Below are 18,717 nucleotides of genomic sequence, written 5' to 3'. Positions count from 1 at the left end.
CCACGTTTCGGAATGTGGCCGACCCGTAGCCCGGCGTCATCACTCGGTGACCACCGTGCCCGCGCCGTCACCTTCCTCGAGCACGGCGAAACTGTGACCCGAAATCAGTGTTCCCGCACCGCTTTCGGTGGCAGGCGACCAGGCCAGCAGCACCCGACCGTGCACCGGGATCACCACTTCGTCCTCGGCGAGGTTGCACACCACCGAGATTCGGCCACGACGCAGGACGAACCAACGCTGTGCTTCGTCATAGTCGGCCCACACCCGTTCCAGCCATGGATCGGCGAACTCGGGCCGCGACTTGCGCAGGGCGAGCAGGCCGCGATAGCAGGCGAGCAATCGGGCATGCGGTTCGCGACCGACCTCGGTCCAGTCGAGCTTGGAGCGGGTGAAGGTGTCCGGGTCCTGCGGGTCGGGCACCTCGTCGCTGGACCAGCCGTGCTCGGCGAATTCGGCGCGACGCCCGGTGGCGGTGGCCGCGGCGACGACCGGGTCGGTGTGGGAGGTGAAGAACTGGAACGGGGTGCGCGCGCCCCACTCCTCCCCCATGAACAGCATCGGCGTACTCGCCGAGAGCAGCACCAGCGCCGCCTTCACCGCGAGTTGCCCCGGGGTGAGGTAGGCGCTGGGGCGATCACCGGTCGCGCGATTGCCGATCTGATCGTGATTGCAGGTGTAGCCGAACAGCGCGCTGCCGGGGACGAGGTCGCGACGCAGCGGCGCGCCGTGGGTGCGGCCGCGGAAGCTGGAATAGGTCCCGGCGTGGAAGAAGCCGTGGGTGAGTGTCTGCGTGAGGCAGGCCAGTGAGCCGAAATCGGCGTAGTAGCCCTGTCTTTCGCCGGAGACCGCGGTGTGCACGGCGTGGTGCAGGTCGTCGTTCCACTGGCCGGTGAGCCCGTAGCCGCCTGCCGCGCGCGGGGTGATCAGGCGGGGGTCGTTGAGATCGCTTTCCGCGATCAAGCTGAGCGGTCGGCCCAGATGTGCTGCCAGCGCGGTGGTTTCGACGACGAGCTCGTCGAGCAGGTGGGTGGCGGTGCGGTCGACCAGCGCGTGGACGGCATCGATACGCAAGGCGTCGAGGTGGAATTCGCGCAGCCAGCGCAGGGCGTTGTCGATGATGTAGGCGCGGACCGCGTCGGAGCCGGGGCCGTCGAGGTTGAGGCTCTGACCCCAGGTGTTGCGGCCCTCGGTGAGGTAGGGGCCGAAGCGCGGCAGGTAGTTGCCGCACGGGCCGAGGTGGTTGTAGACCACGTCGAGGCAGACCGCGAGACCACGGGCGTGGCAGGCGTCGACGAAGCGTTGCAGGCCGTCGGGACCGCCGTAGCTTTCCTGTACCGCGTACCATCCGACGCCGTCGTAGCCCCAGTTGTGGGTGCCGTCGAAGGCGTTCACCGGCATGAGTTCGACGGTGGTGACGCCCAGTGTCACGAGATGGTCGAGGTGCTCGATCGCCGCGTCGAAGGTTCCCGCGGGGGTGAAGGTGCCGATGTGGAGTTCGTAGAACACCGAGCCGGCCACGGGTCGGCCGGTCCAGTTCCGGTCGGTCCAGGCCGTCTGGTCCAGGTCGTGGACAGCGGAGGTTTCGTGCACGCCGTCGGGTTGGCGAGCCGAGCGAGGGTCGGGCAACACCGTCGGGTCGTCGTCGATCAGGAAGCCGTAACGGGCACCCTGACCTGCGTCGACGCGGACCGACCAACTGCCGCCACCGTTTCTTCGCATCGGGTGCTCGACCCCGTCCAGTTGCAGCCGCACCGCCCCCGCCTCCGGCGCCCACACCCGAAACTGCCTCATCGGCCCAGCATCGCATGCCCCGCGCCGGTGTGCTCGATCAACGATTCACCGCGCGTGCGCGGCGACCCCGACCGGTCCCGCGCCGACGCACAGCGACTGCCGCTCGTCGAGGGATCTGATCCGCAGGGTGTCGCCGCCGCCGAGCAGCCGGACGTACACGGTGTTCAAGCCGGCGCGCACGTCGGCGATCGTCTCGGTCTCGCCCTCGAAGGACAGCGCGATCCGGCCGTCCCGTTCGGCGTTGTAGTTCACCTGGGCGGTCCAGTCGCGGATCTGCATGGGGCCGTCGAGGGGGAGGTTGGCGCCGGCGGTGCCGTGCACGCGGTACCCACAGCGGGGTTCGGGGCCCTCGACGATGGCGCGGTTCCACCAGACCTGCGCGTCGACGACGGCGCCCTCATCGGTGATCATCCGCAGGCGCGGAGTCGAAAGGGCGAAGGTGGTGGGGGTCGCGATCGGGGCGAAGACACGGTCGGTCATGTTCTCGGGGAAGGCCAACGGGTTCAAGACATTCCACGGAACCTCTTGAGGCAGCAGCGGCGCGTCGGCGGCGCCGGGGAGCGCGGCTCGCACGCCGCTCACGTAGATGCGGGCGGGGCTCGGTTCCCAGGACCTGGTGAAGGTGATCGTCGAGTACACACTGCTCGCGAGGAACACGATGATCGCCGAGATACCCACTGCCTGCCGAGCTCGGCCATCACGCCCCACCGCGACCGGAGCCGATCCGCTGACGGTGCGCGCACGTGCCGGATCGATGTCAGCCGGAATTCGCCGGTGTGCGGGCTCGTTCGATCCGAATGCAGAACTCGACCGGCGCCGACGGGGTGCCAGCGTGATCAACGCGAGCGCGACGGTCGCGATGACGGCGAAATCGGCGAAGTAGCGCACCGATTGGAGGAGCAGACCCGCGGTACTCGGGCCGTCACGCAGCAGGACGACGGGCGCGATGGTCAGGACCGCGTATCCGGCGGCGCTCACCCAGATCGCGATGACCCGGCAGCGGGTACGAATCGTCCACGCCGCGAACAGGATCAGCGACAGCCAGCTCAGCGCGACCAGCAAGCTCGGCGAGTCCGCCCACGGCGTGGCGGGTTGCCAGCGTTCCCAGCGCCATGGACCGCCGAACAGCGCGGGTACCAACCCGTCGGACAGCGCGCGGCTCCACAGGGACCCGGAATGTTCGGGAGCCGAGAGCCCCCTCGGACGTTGGATGACGAGCAGAAAACACGCCGACCACGTCAGCAGCACCGCGCCGCCCGCCGTCCACAGCGCGCCCCCACGCCGAGCGGCCGCCTGTACGGATCCGCCCGTCACGTGCGCGGCCAGCACTGCCACCGCGAAAGCCACCGGCAGCACGACCACCGATTTCTCGAAGAACAGCAACGCCACCGCGAACACCGCGGCCCCCGACACCGCATATCGACGCCGCCCGGTTCGCACCAACAGCACCGCGTCCGCGCTCACCCACGCGAGTGCGATCTGCAACGGCAGCGCGTTCACCGCCGCCGACCACCAGGCGAACGCGGGCACCGTCAGCGGGACGAACAGGTAGAACGCCAGGGGTCCGAGCAGGCGGGTGCGGACCCCGAGCAGCACGATCAACAGTCGCAGCACCGCCAGCGAAGCGAGCAGTTGCAACCCGATCAGCACCACGACGGCGGCTGCCCAATTCAACGGCGCCACCTCGGTGACCAGCCAGGTCAGCACGAAAGCCAACGGCATCACGTGCCCGTCATGACTGGTGAACAGCAATTCCGTCGAGAACACCGGCTGGCTGCTCACCCGGCCGATCAGCAGGAAATCGTCCCAGTAGAAGAATCCGGACGCGGCCACCCAGCCGCGCAGGACCAGCTGCGCCACGATCAGCGCCGTCGCGACGAGCAGCACCGTCCGCCCGGTGATCCGCCACGGCACCGGCCGCGACGGGTCACGGGAGTGCGGTGGCGAGTCGAGCAGCGGCACGGACGTCACGTCTCTCGACGCTAGCCCGTAGTTCGCGAGGCGGCCATCACGACCCACCACAGGGGAGTCACCGAGGGGCTGTGTCCGCGGACAGTTCGGTTTTGGACTGATCTATTCAAAATGTGTTACGGTCGTCGGCATGGCCAGACCCAAAGAATTCGACGAGCACCGCGCCGTGGACGCCGCGATGCGGGCGTTCTGGTCCGCCGGTTACGAGGCGACCTCCACCCAGGACCTCTGCGCCGCGACAGGCTTGGGCCGCAGCAGCATCTACAACACCTTCACCAGCAAGCGCGATCTGTTCGATCGAGCTCTGCGCCACTACATGACCACCCAGAACGCCCCCCTCTTCGACATCCTCGACAGCGACGCACCGGCCAGGGAGCGGATCGCCGACATCCTGCGCCGGACCGCCGAGGCGTCCGAAACCGAACCGTCGGGCTGCCTCGTGGTGAACTCGATCGTCGAACTCGCCCCCCACGATGCCGCTGCGCGCGCGCTCCTGGATGCCGATGGCGAGCGCCGTCTCGACGCACTCACGGCGACTGTCGAAAGTGGTCAGCGCGCAGGCGAATTCGCCGCCGATCGGGATGCACGCGCCATCGCCCAGTTCCTGACCGCCACCATCAGCGGCATGCGCGTCGCGGCGCGCGGCGGAGCGGATCACGCCACCCTGACCGCGATCGCCGAGACCGCGATGCGCTGCCTCTGAGATCCACCGGCCCCCATCGCCTTTCATCATGGCTTGATTTTGAACTGATTGATCCAAAATAGTTCGACGTACGAGAGGTTGTCATGCCGACCGCTGTCTACATCCTGGGCCTGTCCATCTTCGCCCAGGGCACCTCCGAGCTGATGCTGGCCGGACTCCTCCCCGACCTGGCCGCCGACCTGGGAGTCTCCATTCCCCGTGCGGGACTGCTCATCTCGGCCTTCGCGCTCGGCATGCTGGTCGGCGCGCCACTGCTGGCCGTGGTGACGCTGCGCTGGCCACGCCGTGACGCACTGCTGGCCTTCCTCGCGATCTTCGTCGCGGCGCACGTCGTCGGCGCGCTGAGCGACGACTACTCGGTGATCTTCGCGACCCGGGTGGTGAGCGCCTTCGTCTACGCGGGGTTCTGGGCGCTGGCGGCGGCGACCGCGGTGAGCCTGGTGGCCCCGCAGTTACGCGGACGGGCGATGAGCATCGTCGCGGGTGGACTCACCATCGCCACGATCATCGGGGTGCCCGCGGGCACCGTCATCGGCCACCATCTGGGCTGGCGCGCGGCCTTCTGGTCGGTCGCCGGGCTGTCCGCACTGACGATGATCGGTGTGTTCACGAAGATTCCCGGCGGTCGACCCGCCAGGGTCGCGGACTTGCGGGGCGAATTGCGGGTGATGGCGAATGTGCGGCTGTGGGTGTCCTACGGCGCCACCGCGCTGTCGACGGGTTCGGCGTTCGTCACCTTCGCCTACCTCGGCGCGATGCTGGCCGACACCACCGGCATCTCGGCGGCGTGGGTCCCGGCGGTGCTGGGTCTGTACGGCGTCGGCGGGTTGATCGGTATCACGATCGGCGGTCGATTCGCCGACGCGCACCCGTTCCGCACGCTGTACGTGGGCGCCGCGGGGATGACGGTGATCGCGGCCGCGATCGCTGTCACCGCGCGCTTCCCGGCGCCGACAATCGTGCTCGTCTTGTTGCTCGGCGCTGTCGGTTTCGCCACGAACCCGGCCCTGAACACCCGCGTTTTCACGCTGGCCGACGGCGCCCCGACACTGGCCGCGGCGACCAACTACTCGGCGTTCAATGTCGGAATCACCGTCGGTCCATGGCTGGGCGGACTGGCCATCGGCGCGGGGCTCGGCTTCGCTTCGGTCGGCTGGATCGGCGCCGGACTCGGTCTGGCCATGCTCGCCACCGTCGGGCTGTCCCATCGGCTGGAACGTGAACCCCGCACGGCCGCCGGCACTTCCGAGCCTCGACTACCAGCGCTCACCCACCCGTAGGTCATGAGACGTCGAAACCACCCGCGACAGATACGGGTGGTTTCGACGTCTCGGGCTCAGCCCAGGCAGCCCGGGCCGAGTAGCGCTTTCAGGTCCCCCATCAACGCGGAGGAGGGAGACACTCGCCAGGCGTCGTCGAGTTTGAGCATGGTGGTCTTCTCCCGGGCGCCGACATGGCGGATGAAGACATCCGAGGTGCCCTGGTGCCGGGTGAGGACCTTCTTCAGCTCACCGAGCTTGTCGGGCGTGCACATCCGGGTCGTCATCACCACCGCCACCGGCTTGGCCACGCCGATGGCCGAGAGGTCGGGAACGACGAGGTCGTTGGCGATCAGGGAGATGCGGTCGTCACGCACCGAGACGCGGGCCTTCACCAGCACCACGGCGTCTTCGACCACATCCATGCCGTACACCGAGTACGACTGCGGGAAGAACAGCACCTCCACGCCACCGGTGAGGTCTTCCAATTGGGCCGAGGCCCAGGCCAACCCGTTCTTGTTGATCCGGCGGTTCACCGAGGCGAGGATGCCGCCGATGGTCACCTGCGCGCCGTCCTTGACGTCGCCTTCCAGGATCGCCGGGATGGGGGTGTCGACCTGCGCTGCCAGCACGTGCTCGACGCCGTTGAGCGGGTGGCCGGACACGTAGAGTCCCAGCATCTCCCGTTCGAGGGCGAGCTTGTGCTTGGTCTCCCATTCGTCCTCGGGGACTTTGACATTGAACACCGACGCCATCGATTCGTCGCCGTCGCCGAGGCCGCCGAACAGGTCGAACTGGCCGATCGCCTCGGCCTTCTTGGTCGACATCACCGCGTCGATCGCGTCGGAGTGGATCAACAGCAGGCCCTTGCGCGGATGCCCGAGGGAGTCGAATCCGCCTGCCTTGATGAGGGATTCGGTGACCTTCTTGGAGCAGGCGATCGCGTCGATCTTGTTCAGGTAGTCGGAGAAGTCGGTGAACTTCGACTTCTCCTTGCGCGCGGTGATGATCGAGCCGACCACGTTGGTGCCGACGTTGCGGACCGCGCCGAGACCGAACCGGATATCGGTGCCGACGGAGGCGAAGTTCAGCTCCGATTCGTTGACATCGGGCGGCAGCACCGTGATACCCATCTTGCGGCAATCCGACAGGTAGATGGCGGCCTTGTCCTTGTCGTCACCGACGGAGGTGAGCAGACCGGCCATGTACTCGGCCGGGTAGTTGGCCTTGAGGTAGGCCGTCCAGAAGGAGACGAGGCCGTAGCCGGCGGCGTGCGATTTGTTGAACGCGTACCCGGCGAACGGGAGAATCGTGTCCCACAGCGCCTTGATGGCGGGCTCGGAGAAGTCGTTGGCCAGCATGCCGTCACGGAAGCCGGCGTAAGCCTCTTCCAGGACGGACAGCTTCTTCTTACCCATGGCGCGGCGCAGGATATCGGCTTGGCCGAGCGAGTACCCGGCCACCTTCTGCGCGATCTGCATGATCTGTTCCTGATAGACGATCAGGCCGAAGGTGTCGGCCAGGATCTCTTGCAGTGGCTCTTCGAGTTCGGGGTGGATCGGTTTGACTTCTTGCCGGTTGTTCTTGCGGTCGGCGTAGTCGTTGTGGGCGTTCATGCCCATCGGGCCGGGGCGGTACAGCGCGAGGACGGCGACGATATCGCCGAAGCCGGTGGGTTGCATGCGGCGCAGCAGGTCGCGCATGGCGCTGCCGTCGAGCTGGAACACGCCGAGGGTGTCGCCGCGGGCGAGCAGTTCGTAGGTGGCCGGGTCGTCGAGCGGCAGGTTGTCCATGTCGAGATCGATGCCGCGGTTGGCCTTGATGTTCTCCAGGGCGTCACCGATGACGGTGAGGTTGCGCAGGCCGAGGAAGTCCATCTTCAGCAGGCCGATGGCCTCGCACGACGGGTAGTCCCAGCCGGTGATGATCGCGCCGTCCTGGGCGCGCTTCCACACCGGGATCGCGTCGGTGAGCGGCTCCGAGGACATGATGACCGCGCAGGCGTGCACACCCGCGTTGCGGATCAGACCTTCCAGGCCTTTCGCGGTCTCGTAGATCTTGGCGATGTCGGGATTGGAGCCGATCAGTTCGCGGACCTCGGCAGCTTCCTTGTACCGCTCATGGTCGGGATCGGTGATGCCGGAGACCGAGATGTCCTTGGCCATGATCGGCGGCGGCAGCGCCTTGGAGATCTGGTCGGCGATGGCGAAACCGGGCTGGCCGAACAGGACTCGCGCGGAGTCCTTGATCGCGGCCTTGGTCTTGATGGTGCCGAAGGTGATCACCTGGGCTACGCGGTCGCTGCCCCACTTCTCGGTGGCGTAGCGGACCATCTCACCGCGGCGGCGATCATCGAAGTCGATATCGATATCGGGCATCGACACGCGCTCGGGATTGAGGAATCGCTCGAACAGCAGACCGTGCGGGATGGGGTCGATATTGGTGATACCCATCGCGTAGGCGACCAGCGAACCGGCGGCCGAACCACGACCGGGACCGACCCGGATACCGACCTCGAGCGCGTGCTTGATCAGGTCACCGACGACGAGGAAGTAGGCCGGGAAACCCATCTCGCAGATGACTTTGAGTTCGAAGTCGGCACGGTCGAGGTATTCGCGCGAGGGACCGTCCGGGAAGCGGCGATCGAGACCGTCGAGGACTTCCTTGCGCAACCAGCTGGCCTGGTCGTGGCCTTCGGGCACCGGGAAGATCGGCATCCGGTCGCGGTGAGCCCACACGTCGTCGTAGGACTGCACCCGCTCACCGATGAGCTCGGTGTTGTCGCACGCGCCGGGGACCTCGGCATCCCAGATCGCGCGCATCTCCGCGGCGGACTTGAGGTAGTAGCCGTCACCATCGAACTTGAAACGGGTCGGGTCCGACAGCGTCTTGCCGGTCTGAATGCACAGCAGCGCTTCGTGGTTGACCGACTGGTCCTTGGTGACGTAGTGGCAGTCGTTGGTGGCGATCGGCGGGATGCCGAGCTGCTTGCTGATGTCGATCAGGCCCTCGCGGACCCGGCGCTCGATGGACAGACCGTGGTCCATCACCTCGAGGAAGAAGTTGTCGGCGCCGAAGATCTCCTGCCACTTCGCGGCGGCTTCGAGCGCTTCGCGGTCGTGGCCCAGACGCAGGCGGGTCTGTACTTCACCCGACGGACAGCCGGTGGTCGCGATGATGCCCTCGGCATGCTGGGCGATGATCTCCTCGTCCATGCGCGCCCACTTGCCGAGCTGGCCCTCGATCGAGGCGAGCGAGGACAGCTTGAACAGGTTGCGCAGGCCGGTCGCGTTCTCGGCGACCATCGTCATGTGGGTGTAGGCACCCGAGCCCGAGACGTCGTCGCCCTTCTGACCCGGATCGCCCCACTTCACCCGCTTGGTGTCGAAGCGCGAGCCCGGTGCGATGTAGGCCTCGATGCCGATGATCGGCTTGATGCCCGCCTTCTTGGCCGAGTTGTAGAACTCCGAGGCGCCGTACATGTTGCCGTGGTCGGTCATGCCGACCGCGGTCATGCCCAACCGATCCGCCTCCGCGAACAGCGGCGAGATCTTCGCCGCTCCATCGAGCATCGAGTACTCGGTGTGGTTGTGCAGGTGAACGAACGATCCGGACGGAGCCAAGACGGTCCTTCCTCCCATAGAGTCGGCGGGGGTTGGCCTTGGCATTCTATGCACGGGGGTCCGACAGATTCGGCACGCCACGAACCGCGCCTGGGCGAGGGGCGGCGTGTCGTGGTGAACGTCACCGACGGGCCCTCGATCTCGCGAAGAAGGCGGCCTGATCCGATTCCGGCGCTCGCCCCGACATAATCGATCGGTGCACACCGATCGGCCGACTCGATGACCCCCTTCATCGTGGCCGCCGCGGCCCTCGCCCTGCTGGTCGTGGCGTTGCTGGTCTGGCGGCGAACCCAGCGGGTCGTCACCACACCCGCCCAGCGGGCCGTCCACCAAGCACTGCACACCGCGTCGCTGGCCGCCGTGCCGTTGCGGCGCGGGCTGACCGAGGAGTCCGCGAGTGAAGCGGCGCCACACCTGCGGGCGCTCGCGGGTGCCGAGGCGCTGGGTGTGGCCGATGCCGAGGGGACGCTGCTGGCGTGGGACGGTCCGCAGACCGGGATGTTCGCCTCGTTCGCCGAGGCGGCGCGCCGCGCCGTCGCCGATGAGCGGCCCGTGCTGGTCACCGGTGACGAGCACACGTTGATCGCGCAACCGTTGCCGATCGACACGGGGGCGGCGGTCGGGGCGCTCGGCATGGTGACGACCGGGAAGCCGGGGCCCGGCATGCTCGGGGCGGTCGCGGAGGTGGCGCGCTACGCGTGTGGACAGCTGGAACTCGCCGAGCTCGACGCGTCGAGGGCGCGGGTCGACCGGGCGGAATTGCGGGCGCTGCGAGCCCAGATCAGCCCGCATTTCATCTACAACGCGCTCAACACGATCGCCTCGTTCGTCCGCACCGACCCGGATCGGGCTCGCGAACTGATCCTCGAATTCGCCGACTTCACCCGCTATTCCTTCCGCGCCGCAGGCGAATTCACCGTGCTCGCCGACGAACTACGCAACATCGAGCGATATCTGGCATTGGAACAGGCCCGCTTCGGCGACGCGCTCGACGTGCGGCTGCGCATCGCACCAGAAGTTCTCGGTGTCGTGCTGCCCTTCCTCGCCTTGCAGCCACTCGTCGAGAACGCGGTCCGGCACGGCCTCGCCGGCGGCGGCCGAGGCGGCCAGCTGAGCATCGTCGCCACCGACGCCGGCACCGACTGCCTGATCAGTGTCGAAGACGACGGCATCGGCATGGACCCGGACCTGTTGCGCTCCGGCGCACTCGACGCCGTCGACACCGGCTCCGGCCCCGCCCGCACCGGCGAGGCGGCCCACGTGGGCCTGGCCAACGTCGACGACCGCCTCCGCGCCGCTTTCGGCAACGACTACGGCCTGGTCGTGGAAACCGCCCCCGGCGCAGGCACGAAAGTCAGCATGCGGGTCCCGAAGTTTCGCGCCGGTATTCGGGCCTGATCCCGGTCTCATGGCGGCGTTCGGCACCGCCGCCGACCCTGCCGGTTACGATGGATGGGTTGTGACTTGGAACACCGATGAACCCTCGACCGCTCTGCGGGTGCTCGCCGTCGATGATGAGAAACCGGCGCTGGACGAGCTCGTGTATCTGCTGAGCACGCAGGCGGGAGTCGGTGAGATCTATCGGGCCGGTGAAGCGACCGGGGCTTTGCGGTTGTTGCGGGCACATCCGATCGACGCGGTATTTCTCGATATCGATATGCCGGGGCTCACGGGGATGGAATTGGCGGGAATCCTGTCGGAATTCGCTGAGCCGCCCGCGGTGGTGTTCGTGACCGCCCATGATGATCACGCGGTGGCAGCCTTCGATCTGGGGGCCGTGGATTACCTGTTGAAGCCCCTGCGAGGTGCTCGATTGGGTGAGGCGGTGCGACGGATTCTGGCGGGGCGTATTTCGGTGCCCGCGACGGTCGTGGCGCAGTCCGCGCATCCGAGCGAGGTGATTCCGGTGGAGCTCGGCGGGGTGACCACCTTGGTGAACCGGGCTGATGTGGCGTGGGTCGAAGCGGATGGGGATTACGCACGGTTGCACACCGGCAGCGGGTCGCATTTGGTGCGAATTCCGCTGTCGGCGCTGGAATCACGGTGGGAGGATGCCGGATTTCTGCGGGTGCATCGGTCCTATCTGGTGGCCTTGCGGTTGGTGACCGGGCTGCGGAGCGCGGGCAACGCGACGGTGGTGTGTCTGCGGGCCGAAGGGGCGGCGGGCGCGGTGGAATTGCCGGTGAGTCGTCGCCAGGTGCGCGAACTCAAGCAGCGGCTGGTGCACGGACCTCGGCAGAACTGGTCACAGCGGTGACGGGTCCGCAGCGACCGCCGCGGGAACGCGTGGTGCTGGCGCAGCGGCGGGGTGCGCGCCAGGTGCGCACGCGCACGGAGATGGTCGAGCAGACCGACCTCGGCACGGCGCTGATCGGTGGGCTGATCCGGGCGCAGCTGGGCCTGGCATTGCGCCTGGGACTGATGGTGGCGGTCGGGTTCGGCGCGCTGCCGGTGCTGTTGCGCGTCGACGCGATCGCCGAGGCGACAGTGGCCGGCATCCGGCTGCCCTGGCTGATTCTCGGCGTGCTCGCGTTCCCGGCGCTGTACGCGGTGGGGTGGTCGTACGTTCGCCTCGCCCAGCGCAACGAAGACGATTTCCTGGAACTGGCCGGGGACTGACACATGCCGTACGAGCTGTCGACAGCGCCGTATGGGCCTGACCGCGCCCGCGGATCGAAACCGGCACCGTCGGGCGGGCCGAGCTCATGAGCCCCGACAATCCGGCGCTCACGGTCGCCGCACTGCTGCTGGCGGCGCTTGCCACTGTCGGCATCGGGTTTTATGGAGTGCGCCTGTCCCGCACGACTTCGGATTTCCTGGTCGCGTCACGCACGGTGGGTTCGCGATGGAACGCCGCAGCGGTCTCCGGTGAATATCTTTCCGCCGCTTCCTTTCTCGGCGTCGCCGGACTGATCGCCAAATACGGTGCGGACGCCCTGTGGTATCCGGTGGGTTTCACCGCGGGCTATCTGGGCCTGCTGATGTTCGTGGCCGCCCCGCTGCGCCGATCCGGTGCGTACACCGTGCCGGACTTCGCCGAATTCCGGTTGGGATCTATTCGGTTGCGGCGCATGGCCGCCGGTCTCGTGGTGCTGGTCTGCGCGGTGTATCTGATTCCGCAGTTCCAAGGAGCCGGATTGACGCTGCACATTCTGCTCGGCGTACCCGCCTGGGTGGGGGCGGTCGCGGTGGGCGCGATCGTGTCGGCGAATGTGATCGGCGGCGGCATGCGGTCGGTGACCCTGGTGCAGGCATTCCAGTATTGGCTGAAATTGACCGCGGTGGCGGTACCCGCATTGGTGCTCGGAATGCATTTCCTCGCCGACGAACGACCGGTCGCCACCCCGGTGCCACCCACGGTCGACGAGCGCACCACCGTCGACATCTCGACCGATGTCGTCGTGCACCTCGACGTTTCGCAGCAGGTGACGATCACCGGAACACTTGACGGACACCCCACCGCGGGCCCGGTCGTGCTGACACCGGGCAACCACACCCTCGACGAAGGCACCGAACTGATCCTCGCGCCGGGCTCGGCCGTTCCGGTGGTGGCCGGCGCACCGGCCGACGGCGCCGGCTGGGTGGCGCCCGGCGGCGGATTCGGCGGGGAACACCCGCAGTACCAGGTGTTCTCGCTGATCGTGGCGACCTTCCTCGGCACCATGGGATTACCCCACGTGCTCGTCCGCTTCTACACCAATCGCGACGGCCCGTCCGCGCGCCGGACCGCGCTGACGGTGATCGGGCTGGTCGGCGTCTTCTACCTGTTCCCGATCCTGCTCGGCGTCTTCGCCCGCCTCTACGTGCCCCAACTGCTGATCACCGGCGCCTCCGACGCGGCCGTCGTGCTGCTGCCCGGTGCAGTGCTCGGTGGACTCGGCGGACAGCTGCTGGCCGCGCTGGCGGCGGCCGGGGCGATCGCGGCATTCCTGTCCACCTCGTCGGGGCTGCTGGTCAGCTTGGCGGGAGTGCTCAGTACCGACGTGCTGCGCGGCCGGATCCGGGACTTCCGCCTCGCCGCCCTGGTCGCGGGCCTGGTCCCGCTGACGCTCGCGGTCACCGTGGCGTCCCTGGATCTGTCGCGCACTGTCGCCCTGGCCTTCTCGGTGGCCGCGTCGACGCTGTGCCCGCTGCTCGTGCTCGGCATCTGGTGGCGCGGACTCACCGCGACCGGCGCGGCCGCGGGCATGCTCACCGGCGGGGTCACCGCGGGCGGAGCGACCGTGCTGGCGGTGCTCGGTGGCGTCTCCCCCGACCTGGCGAACGGCTGGCCGGCCGCGATCGTCGACTATCCGGGCGCGGTCAGTGTTCCGCTGGCCTTCGCGGTGACCATCCTGGTGAGCCTCGCCACCACGGGTCAGGATCCCCGGGCGGTGGCGGGGGTGTTCCTGCGCATGCACGCCCCCGAACGGCTCGGGATGAGTGCCGATCGCGACCCCGAAACCGCCACTCATCGGTGATCTCGCACCGACCGTTCGTCGCACCACACCGACCGCTCACCGCACGGGCGGCCACCTTCACCGAGTGACCCACGCCACACCCTCATGCGCCCGCGTCCGGGGACCTACCGTCATCTCCACGCACGACCCCCCTTCACGCTAGGACGACCGGCATGACCCAAACCGACACCGAGGCGCCAGATCCGCGCACGCCGAGTGCCGACGAATGGCTCGCGGTACAAGCGAGTCCGCAGTTCCAAGATCTGCGAAACCGGCTGCGCCGCTTCATCTTCCCGATGACCGCGCTGTTCCTGGTGTGGTACCTGAGCTATGTGCTGCTCGGCGCGTACGCGCACGACTTCATGGCCCAGAAGGTTTTCGGCAACATCAACGTGGGTCTGCTGCTCGGACTCGGGCAGTTCGTCTCCACGTTCCTGATCACCGGGCTCTACGTCCGTTTCGCCAACCGTGAACTGGATCCGCGCGCCGCGGCCATCCGCGAAGAACTCGAAGGGGGCCAGGCATCATGAGCGTCACCCTTGCCGCGTCGTCGACGGTGGGCAATCCCATCGCCAACATCGCCATTTTCCTGCTGTTCGTCGCGGTCACCATGGTGGTGGTGATCCGGGCCAGCCGCAACAACGCCAGTGCCGCCGACTATTTCACCGGCGGACGCGGCTTCTCCGGTCCGCAGAACGGCATCGCCATCGCCGGTGACTACCTGTCGGCCGCGAGCTTCCTCGGCATCGCGGGCGCGATCGCCGTCTACGGCTACGACGGGTTCCTGTATTCGATCGGGTTCCTCGTCGCCTGGCTCGTCGCGCTGCTGCTGGTGGCCGAAATGCTGCGCAACACCGGCAAATTCACCATGGCCGACGTCCTCAGCTTCCGGCTGAAGGAAGGCCCGGTGCGCACCGCGGCCGCGCTGACCACCCTCACCGTCTCGCTGTTCTATCTGCTCGCGCAGATGGCGGGCGCCGGCGGCCTGGTGGCGCTGCTGCTCGATATCTCCAGCCGCACCGGGCAATCCATCGTCATCGCGGCCGTCGGTGTGCTGATGATCGTGTATGTGCTGGTCGGTGGCATGAAGGGCACCACCTGGGTGCAGATCATCAAGGCGGTGCTGCTGATCGCGGGCGCCGCGCTGATGACGGTGATGGTGCTGGCGAAGTTCGGCTTCAACTTCTCCGACATCCTCGGTGCCGCACAGGAATCGGTGAGCGAGTCCACCAGCAAGGCGGTCGCCGCCCGCGACGTGCTCGCGCCCGGCGCGCAATACGGCGGCAGCGAGATGTCGAAGCTGAACTTCCTGTCGCTGGGCCTGGCCCTGGTACTCGGCACCGCGGGTCTGCCGCACGTGCTGATGCGCTTCTACACGGTCCCGACCGCGAAAGAGGCTCGGCGCTCGGTGGTGTGGGCGATCGGCCTGATCGGCGCCTTCTACCTGTTCACCCTGGTGCTCGGTTACGGCGCGGCGGCCATCGTGGGCCCGGACAGGATCCTCGCCGCGGCGGGTGGCCAGAACTCGGCGGCGCCGCTGCTGGCGTTCGAACTCGGCGGGGTGATCCTGCTCGGGGTGATCTCGGCGGTCGCGTTCGCGACGATCCTCGCGGTCGTGGCCGGTCTCACCATCACCGCGTCGGCCTCGTTCGCCCACGACATCTACGCCAGCGTGCTCAAGAAGGGCAACGTCGACGAGGTCAAGCAGGTGCGGGTCTCGCGGATCACCGCGGTGGTGATCGGTGTCCTCGCGATCGGTCTCGGCATCCTCGCCAACGGCCAGAACATCGCGTTCCTGGTGGCGCTGGCGTTCGCGGTGGCGGCGGCGGCGAACCTGCCGACGATCCTGTACTCGCTGTTCTGGAAGCGCTTCAACACCACCGGTGCGCTGTGGTCGATGTACGGCGGCCTGATCTCGACCATCGTGCTCATCGTGTTCTCGCCCGCGGTGTCGGGCAACAAGACCGCGATGATCAAGGGCGCGGATTTCGACTGGTTCCCGCTGTCCAACCCGGGCATCGTGTCCATTCCGCTGGCCTTCGTGCTCGGCATCCTCGGCACCTACCTGGGTGGCCGCGGTGAGCAGGTCGACCAGGCCAAGGCCGCGGAGATGGAAGTCCGGTCCCTGACCGGCGTCGGTGCGGAGAAGGCGATCGCGCACTGACGCCAACCCTGCCCGTGCCGGTGGTTCGCCCCACCGGCACGGGTTGTACCCCCATGCTTTTCGAAGGAGAGATTCTTGTGACCAGTTACCCGCCCGCCCCGGAGTTCGTCGCGCAGGCCAATGCCGATGCCGCGCTGTACGAGCGGGCGCGCACCGACCGCGACGGTTTCTGGGCCGAGCAGGCCAACCGGCTGCACTGGCACAAGCCCTTCACCGAGGTACTCGACTGGACCGACGCGCCGGTCGCGCGCTGGTTCGGCGACGGCGAGCTCAACGTCGCCTACAACTGCCTCGACCGCCACGTCATCGACCGCCACGGCGACCAGGTCGCCATCCACTGGGAGGGCGAACCCGGCGACTCCCGCGCGATCACCTACGCGGAGTTGCTCGATGAGGTGTGCAGGGCCGCGAACACTTTCACCGCGTTGGGACTCGAGGCGGGCGATCGCGTCGCGATCTACATGCCGATGGTGCCCGAAGCGATCGTGACGATGCTGGCATGCGCACGGCTCGGTCTCACACACTCGGTGGTGTTCGCCGGGTTCTCCCCCACGGCACTGCGCCAGCGGGTCGACGACGCCGAGGCCAGGTTGATCGTGACCACCGACGGGCAGTGGCGTCGCGGCAAGCCCGCCGCGCTGAAGTACGCCGTCGACGAGGCGCTGGGTTCGGATCCGTCGAGCGTCGAGCATGTGCTGGTGGTGCGCCGGGTCGGCCTCGACGTGCCGTGGACCGAGGTGCGCGATCTGTGGTGGGACGAAACCGTCGCTGTCGCTTCACCTTCCCACGAGGCACAGCCCTTCCCCGCCGAACACCCGCTGTTCATCCTCTACACCTCCGGCACCACCGGAAAACCCAAGGGCATCCTGCACACCACCGGCGGCTACCTCACCCAAACCGCCTACACCCACCACAACGTCTTCGACCACAAAGCGGGACAGGACGTCTACTGGTGCACCGCCGACATCGGCTGGGTCACCGGGCACAGCTACATCGTCTACGGTCCCCTCGCCAACCGCGCGACGCAAATCGTGTACGAGGGCACTCCGAACTTCCCTGACGAGAATCGTCATTTCGAGATCATCGAGAAGTACGGCGTCACGATCTATTACACCGCGCCGACATTGATCCGCACGTTCATGAAGTGGGGCCGCGACATCGCCGACGCGCACGATCTGAGCACGCTGCGACTGCTGGGCTCCGTCGGCGAACCGATCAACCCCGAAGCCTGGCGCTGGTACCGGGAAGTCTTCGGCGCCAACGAGACTCCTATCGTCGACACCTGGTGGCAGACCGAGACCGGCGCCATCATGATCGCGCCGCTGCCCGGCGTCACCGACACCAAGCCCGGCGCCGCGATGGGCCCGCTGCCGGGGATCTCCGCGAAAGTCGTCGACGACGAGGGCACACCGGTGGGTCCCGACGGGTCCGGTCTGCTCGTCCTGGATCAGCCGTGGCCGTCGATGCTGCGCGGCATCTGGAACGACATGGACCGCTACCGCGAAACCTATTGGCAGCGTTTCGCTTCCGAAGGCTGGTATTTCGCCGGGGACGGTGCCAAGCTCGATGCCGACGGTGATCTGTGGATCCTGGGGCGCGTCGACGACGTGATGAATGTGTCCGGTCACCGCATCTCCACCGCCGAGGTGGAATCCGCGCTCGTCGGGCACCCGGCCGTCGCCGAGGCCGCGGTGGTCGGTGCGTCCGACGAGACCACTGGGCAGGGAATCGTCGCCTTCGTCATCCTCACGGGATCGGCGGCCACGGCCGACGGGCTCGTGTCGGAGCTGAAGGCGGCGGTGTCGCTCGAGATCAGCCCGATCGCGCGGCCACGCGAAATCCACATCGTGCCGGAACTGCCCAAGACCCGCAGCGGCAAGATCATGCGCAGGCTGCTGCGCGATGTCGCCGAGGGACGCGAGCTCGGCGACACCTCGACACTGGTCGATCCGACGGTGTTCGAGTCGATCGCCACCGCGTGACGGCAGGACAACAGCCCGCGCCACCGGTCGGTGGCGCGGGAAGCATCGGCCGGCCCCTGTCACCGTGGACCGGACCCGAACCTGCCGAAAGGACACAGCGTGAGCGCGCCGGATGGACGTAGTCCGCGCGGCACCGGGCATGCTGGGACGGTGGAGATACCTATGTTCCCGCTGGGAGCGGTGCTGCTACCCGGTGAGTCGTTGTCGTTGCAGATCTTCGAGCCGCGGTACGTAGCGCTGATCGAGGACTGCATGGACGGTCGGCGGGAGCCGGAATTCGGTGTCGTGCTGATCGCGCGCGGGCACGAGGTGGGCGGCGGTGAGGTACGCACGGAAGTGGGCACCGTCGCCCGGATCACCGAGGTCATCGAACTGCCCGGCTCGCGATACCGGCTGCGCTGCAAAGGAACCGACCGCATTCGCATCGAGAAATGGCTCGTCGACGCGCCGTATCCCCAGGCGGAAGCCGAGACCTGGCCGGACGACCCCGGCCTCGACGACAGCGCGTTGCTGGCGGGTTTGCGTGAACGCGCGGACCGCCTGCACACCCTCACGGCCCAGTTCGCGCGACGCAACGGCATCCGCCGTCCGCCGCCGTCGGCCTCGCTGAACGATCTGTCCGATGATCCAACCACTCGCTCCTACGAGCTCGCGGCTCGCCTGCCGATCGGACCGACCGACCGTCAGTCGGCCCTGTCCGCCCCGAACGCGCACAGCCGGCTCGAGGCCCTGTCCACCTCCGTCGACGACGCGATCGCGATGATGGAGTTCCGTCTGCTGTGACG

13 protein-coding genes are annotated in these 18,717 nt (G+C 67.7%); 10 read left to right on the top strand and 3 right to left on the bottom strand.

Translation table 11 applies throughout. The annotated features are described in order from the left end of the window. Window positions 1–39: 39 nt before the first annotated feature. Together treZ and ACWDXS_RS31810 are read right to left on the bottom strand one after the other, a co-directional pair. Window positions 40–1,791 (bottom strand): malto-oligosyltrehalose trehalohydrolase, encoded by a 1,752-nt coding sequence (gene treZ, locus ACWDXS_RS31815; RefSeq protein WP_449971434.1) that lies wholly within the window; start codon window positions 1,789–1,791, stop codon window positions 40–42. Between the two features lie 45 nt (window positions 1,792–1,836). Then, window positions 1,837–3,762 carry a hypothetical protein gene (locus ACWDXS_RS31810; RefSeq protein WP_449971431.1) on the bottom strand — a complete coding sequence of 642 codons (1,926 nt, stop codon included), beginning with the start codon at window positions 3,760–3,762 and terminating at the stop codon, window positions 1,837–1,839. A gap of 130 nt (window positions 3,763–3,892) precedes the next feature. Between ACWDXS_RS31810 and ACWDXS_RS31805 the strand changes: the two genes are divergently transcribed. Further along, window positions 3,893–4,465: a TetR/AcrR family transcriptional regulator gene (locus ACWDXS_RS31805; RefSeq protein ID WP_449971428.1), complete on the top strand. Its 573-nt coding sequence runs from the start codon at window positions 3,893–3,895 to the stop codon at window positions 4,463–4,465. 83 nt (window positions 4,466–4,548) lie between these two features. Beyond that, window positions 4,549–5,745: a Cmx/CmrA family chloramphenicol efflux MFS transporter gene (locus ACWDXS_RS31800; protein WP_449971425.1), complete on the top strand. Its 1,197-nt coding sequence runs from the start codon at window positions 4,549–4,551 to the stop codon at window positions 5,743–5,745. A gap of 56 nt (window positions 5,746–5,801) precedes the next feature. Here ACWDXS_RS31800 and dnaE read toward each other — a convergent pair whose 3' ends face one another. After that, a complete protein-coding gene (gene dnaE / locus ACWDXS_RS31795) occupies window positions 5,802–9,365 on the bottom strand; it encodes a DNA polymerase III subunit alpha (RefSeq protein WP_449971421.1) in 3,564 nt (1,187 codons plus the stop codon). Window positions 9,366–9,566: 201 nt separating this feature from the next. Here dnaE and ACWDXS_RS31790 point away from each other — a divergent pair, with 201 nt between their 5' ends. The 8 genes from ACWDXS_RS31790 to ACWDXS_RS31755 all read left to right on the top strand — a co-directional run bounded on the left by ACWDXS_RS31790 (window position 9,567) and on the right by ACWDXS_RS31755 (window position 18,715). Then, the gene (locus ACWDXS_RS31790; RefSeq protein ID WP_378992643.1) at window positions 9,567–10,745 is read left to right on the top strand and encodes a sensor histidine kinase; all 1,179 of its coding nucleotides are present in this window, start codon (window positions 9,567–9,569) and stop codon (window positions 10,743–10,745) included. 61 nt (window positions 10,746–10,806) lie between these two features. Beyond that, entirely contained in the window at window positions 10,807–11,604 is a 798-nt protein-coding gene (locus tag ACWDXS_RS31785; protein ID WP_378992641.1) for a LytR/AlgR family response regulator transcription factor, read from the top strand. Continuing rightward, window positions 11,601–11,966, top strand: coding sequence for a hypothetical protein (locus ACWDXS_RS31780; RefSeq protein ID WP_378992638.1), 366 nt, complete (start codon window positions 11,601–11,603; stop codon window positions 11,964–11,966). The genes ACWDXS_RS31785 and ACWDXS_RS31780 overlap by 4 nt, the downstream gene beginning before the upstream one ends. Before the next feature lie 86 nt (window positions 11,967–12,052). Continuing rightward, window positions 12,053–13,807: a sodium/solute symporter gene (locus ACWDXS_RS31775; RefSeq protein ID WP_378992636.1), complete on the top strand. Its 1,755-nt coding sequence runs from the start codon at window positions 12,053–12,055 to the stop codon at window positions 13,805–13,807. Between the two features lie 152 nt (window positions 13,808–13,959). Beyond that, window positions 13,960–14,316 (top strand): DUF485 domain-containing protein, encoded by a 357-nt coding sequence (locus ACWDXS_RS31770; RefSeq protein WP_379312527.1) that lies wholly within the window; start codon window positions 13,960–13,962, stop codon window positions 14,314–14,316. Beyond that, on the top strand, window positions 14,313–15,950 hold the full coding sequence (locus ACWDXS_RS31765) for a solute symporter family protein (RefSeq protein WP_449971416.1): 1,638 nt from the start codon (window positions 14,313–14,315) through the stop codon (window positions 15,948–15,950). Before ACWDXS_RS31770 ends, ACWDXS_RS31765 begins: the two co-directional genes overlap by 4 nt. A 77-nt stretch (window positions 15,951–16,027) precedes the next feature. After that, a complete protein-coding gene (gene acs / locus ACWDXS_RS31760) occupies window positions 16,028–17,932 on the top strand; it encodes an acetate--CoA ligase (RefSeq protein ID WP_449971413.1) in 1,905 nt (634 codons plus the stop codon). 162 nt (window positions 17,933–18,094) lie between these two features. Further along, window positions 18,095–18,715 (top strand): LON peptidase substrate-binding domain-containing protein, encoded by a 621-nt coding sequence (locus ACWDXS_RS31755; RefSeq protein WP_378992630.1) that lies wholly within the window; start codon window positions 18,095–18,097, stop codon window positions 18,713–18,715. Window positions 18,716–18,717: the final 2 nt, after the last annotated feature.

Source organism: Nocardia sp. NPDC003183, assembly GCF_053590715.1.
This window is presented reverse-complemented; position numbering and strand designations above follow the sequence as displayed.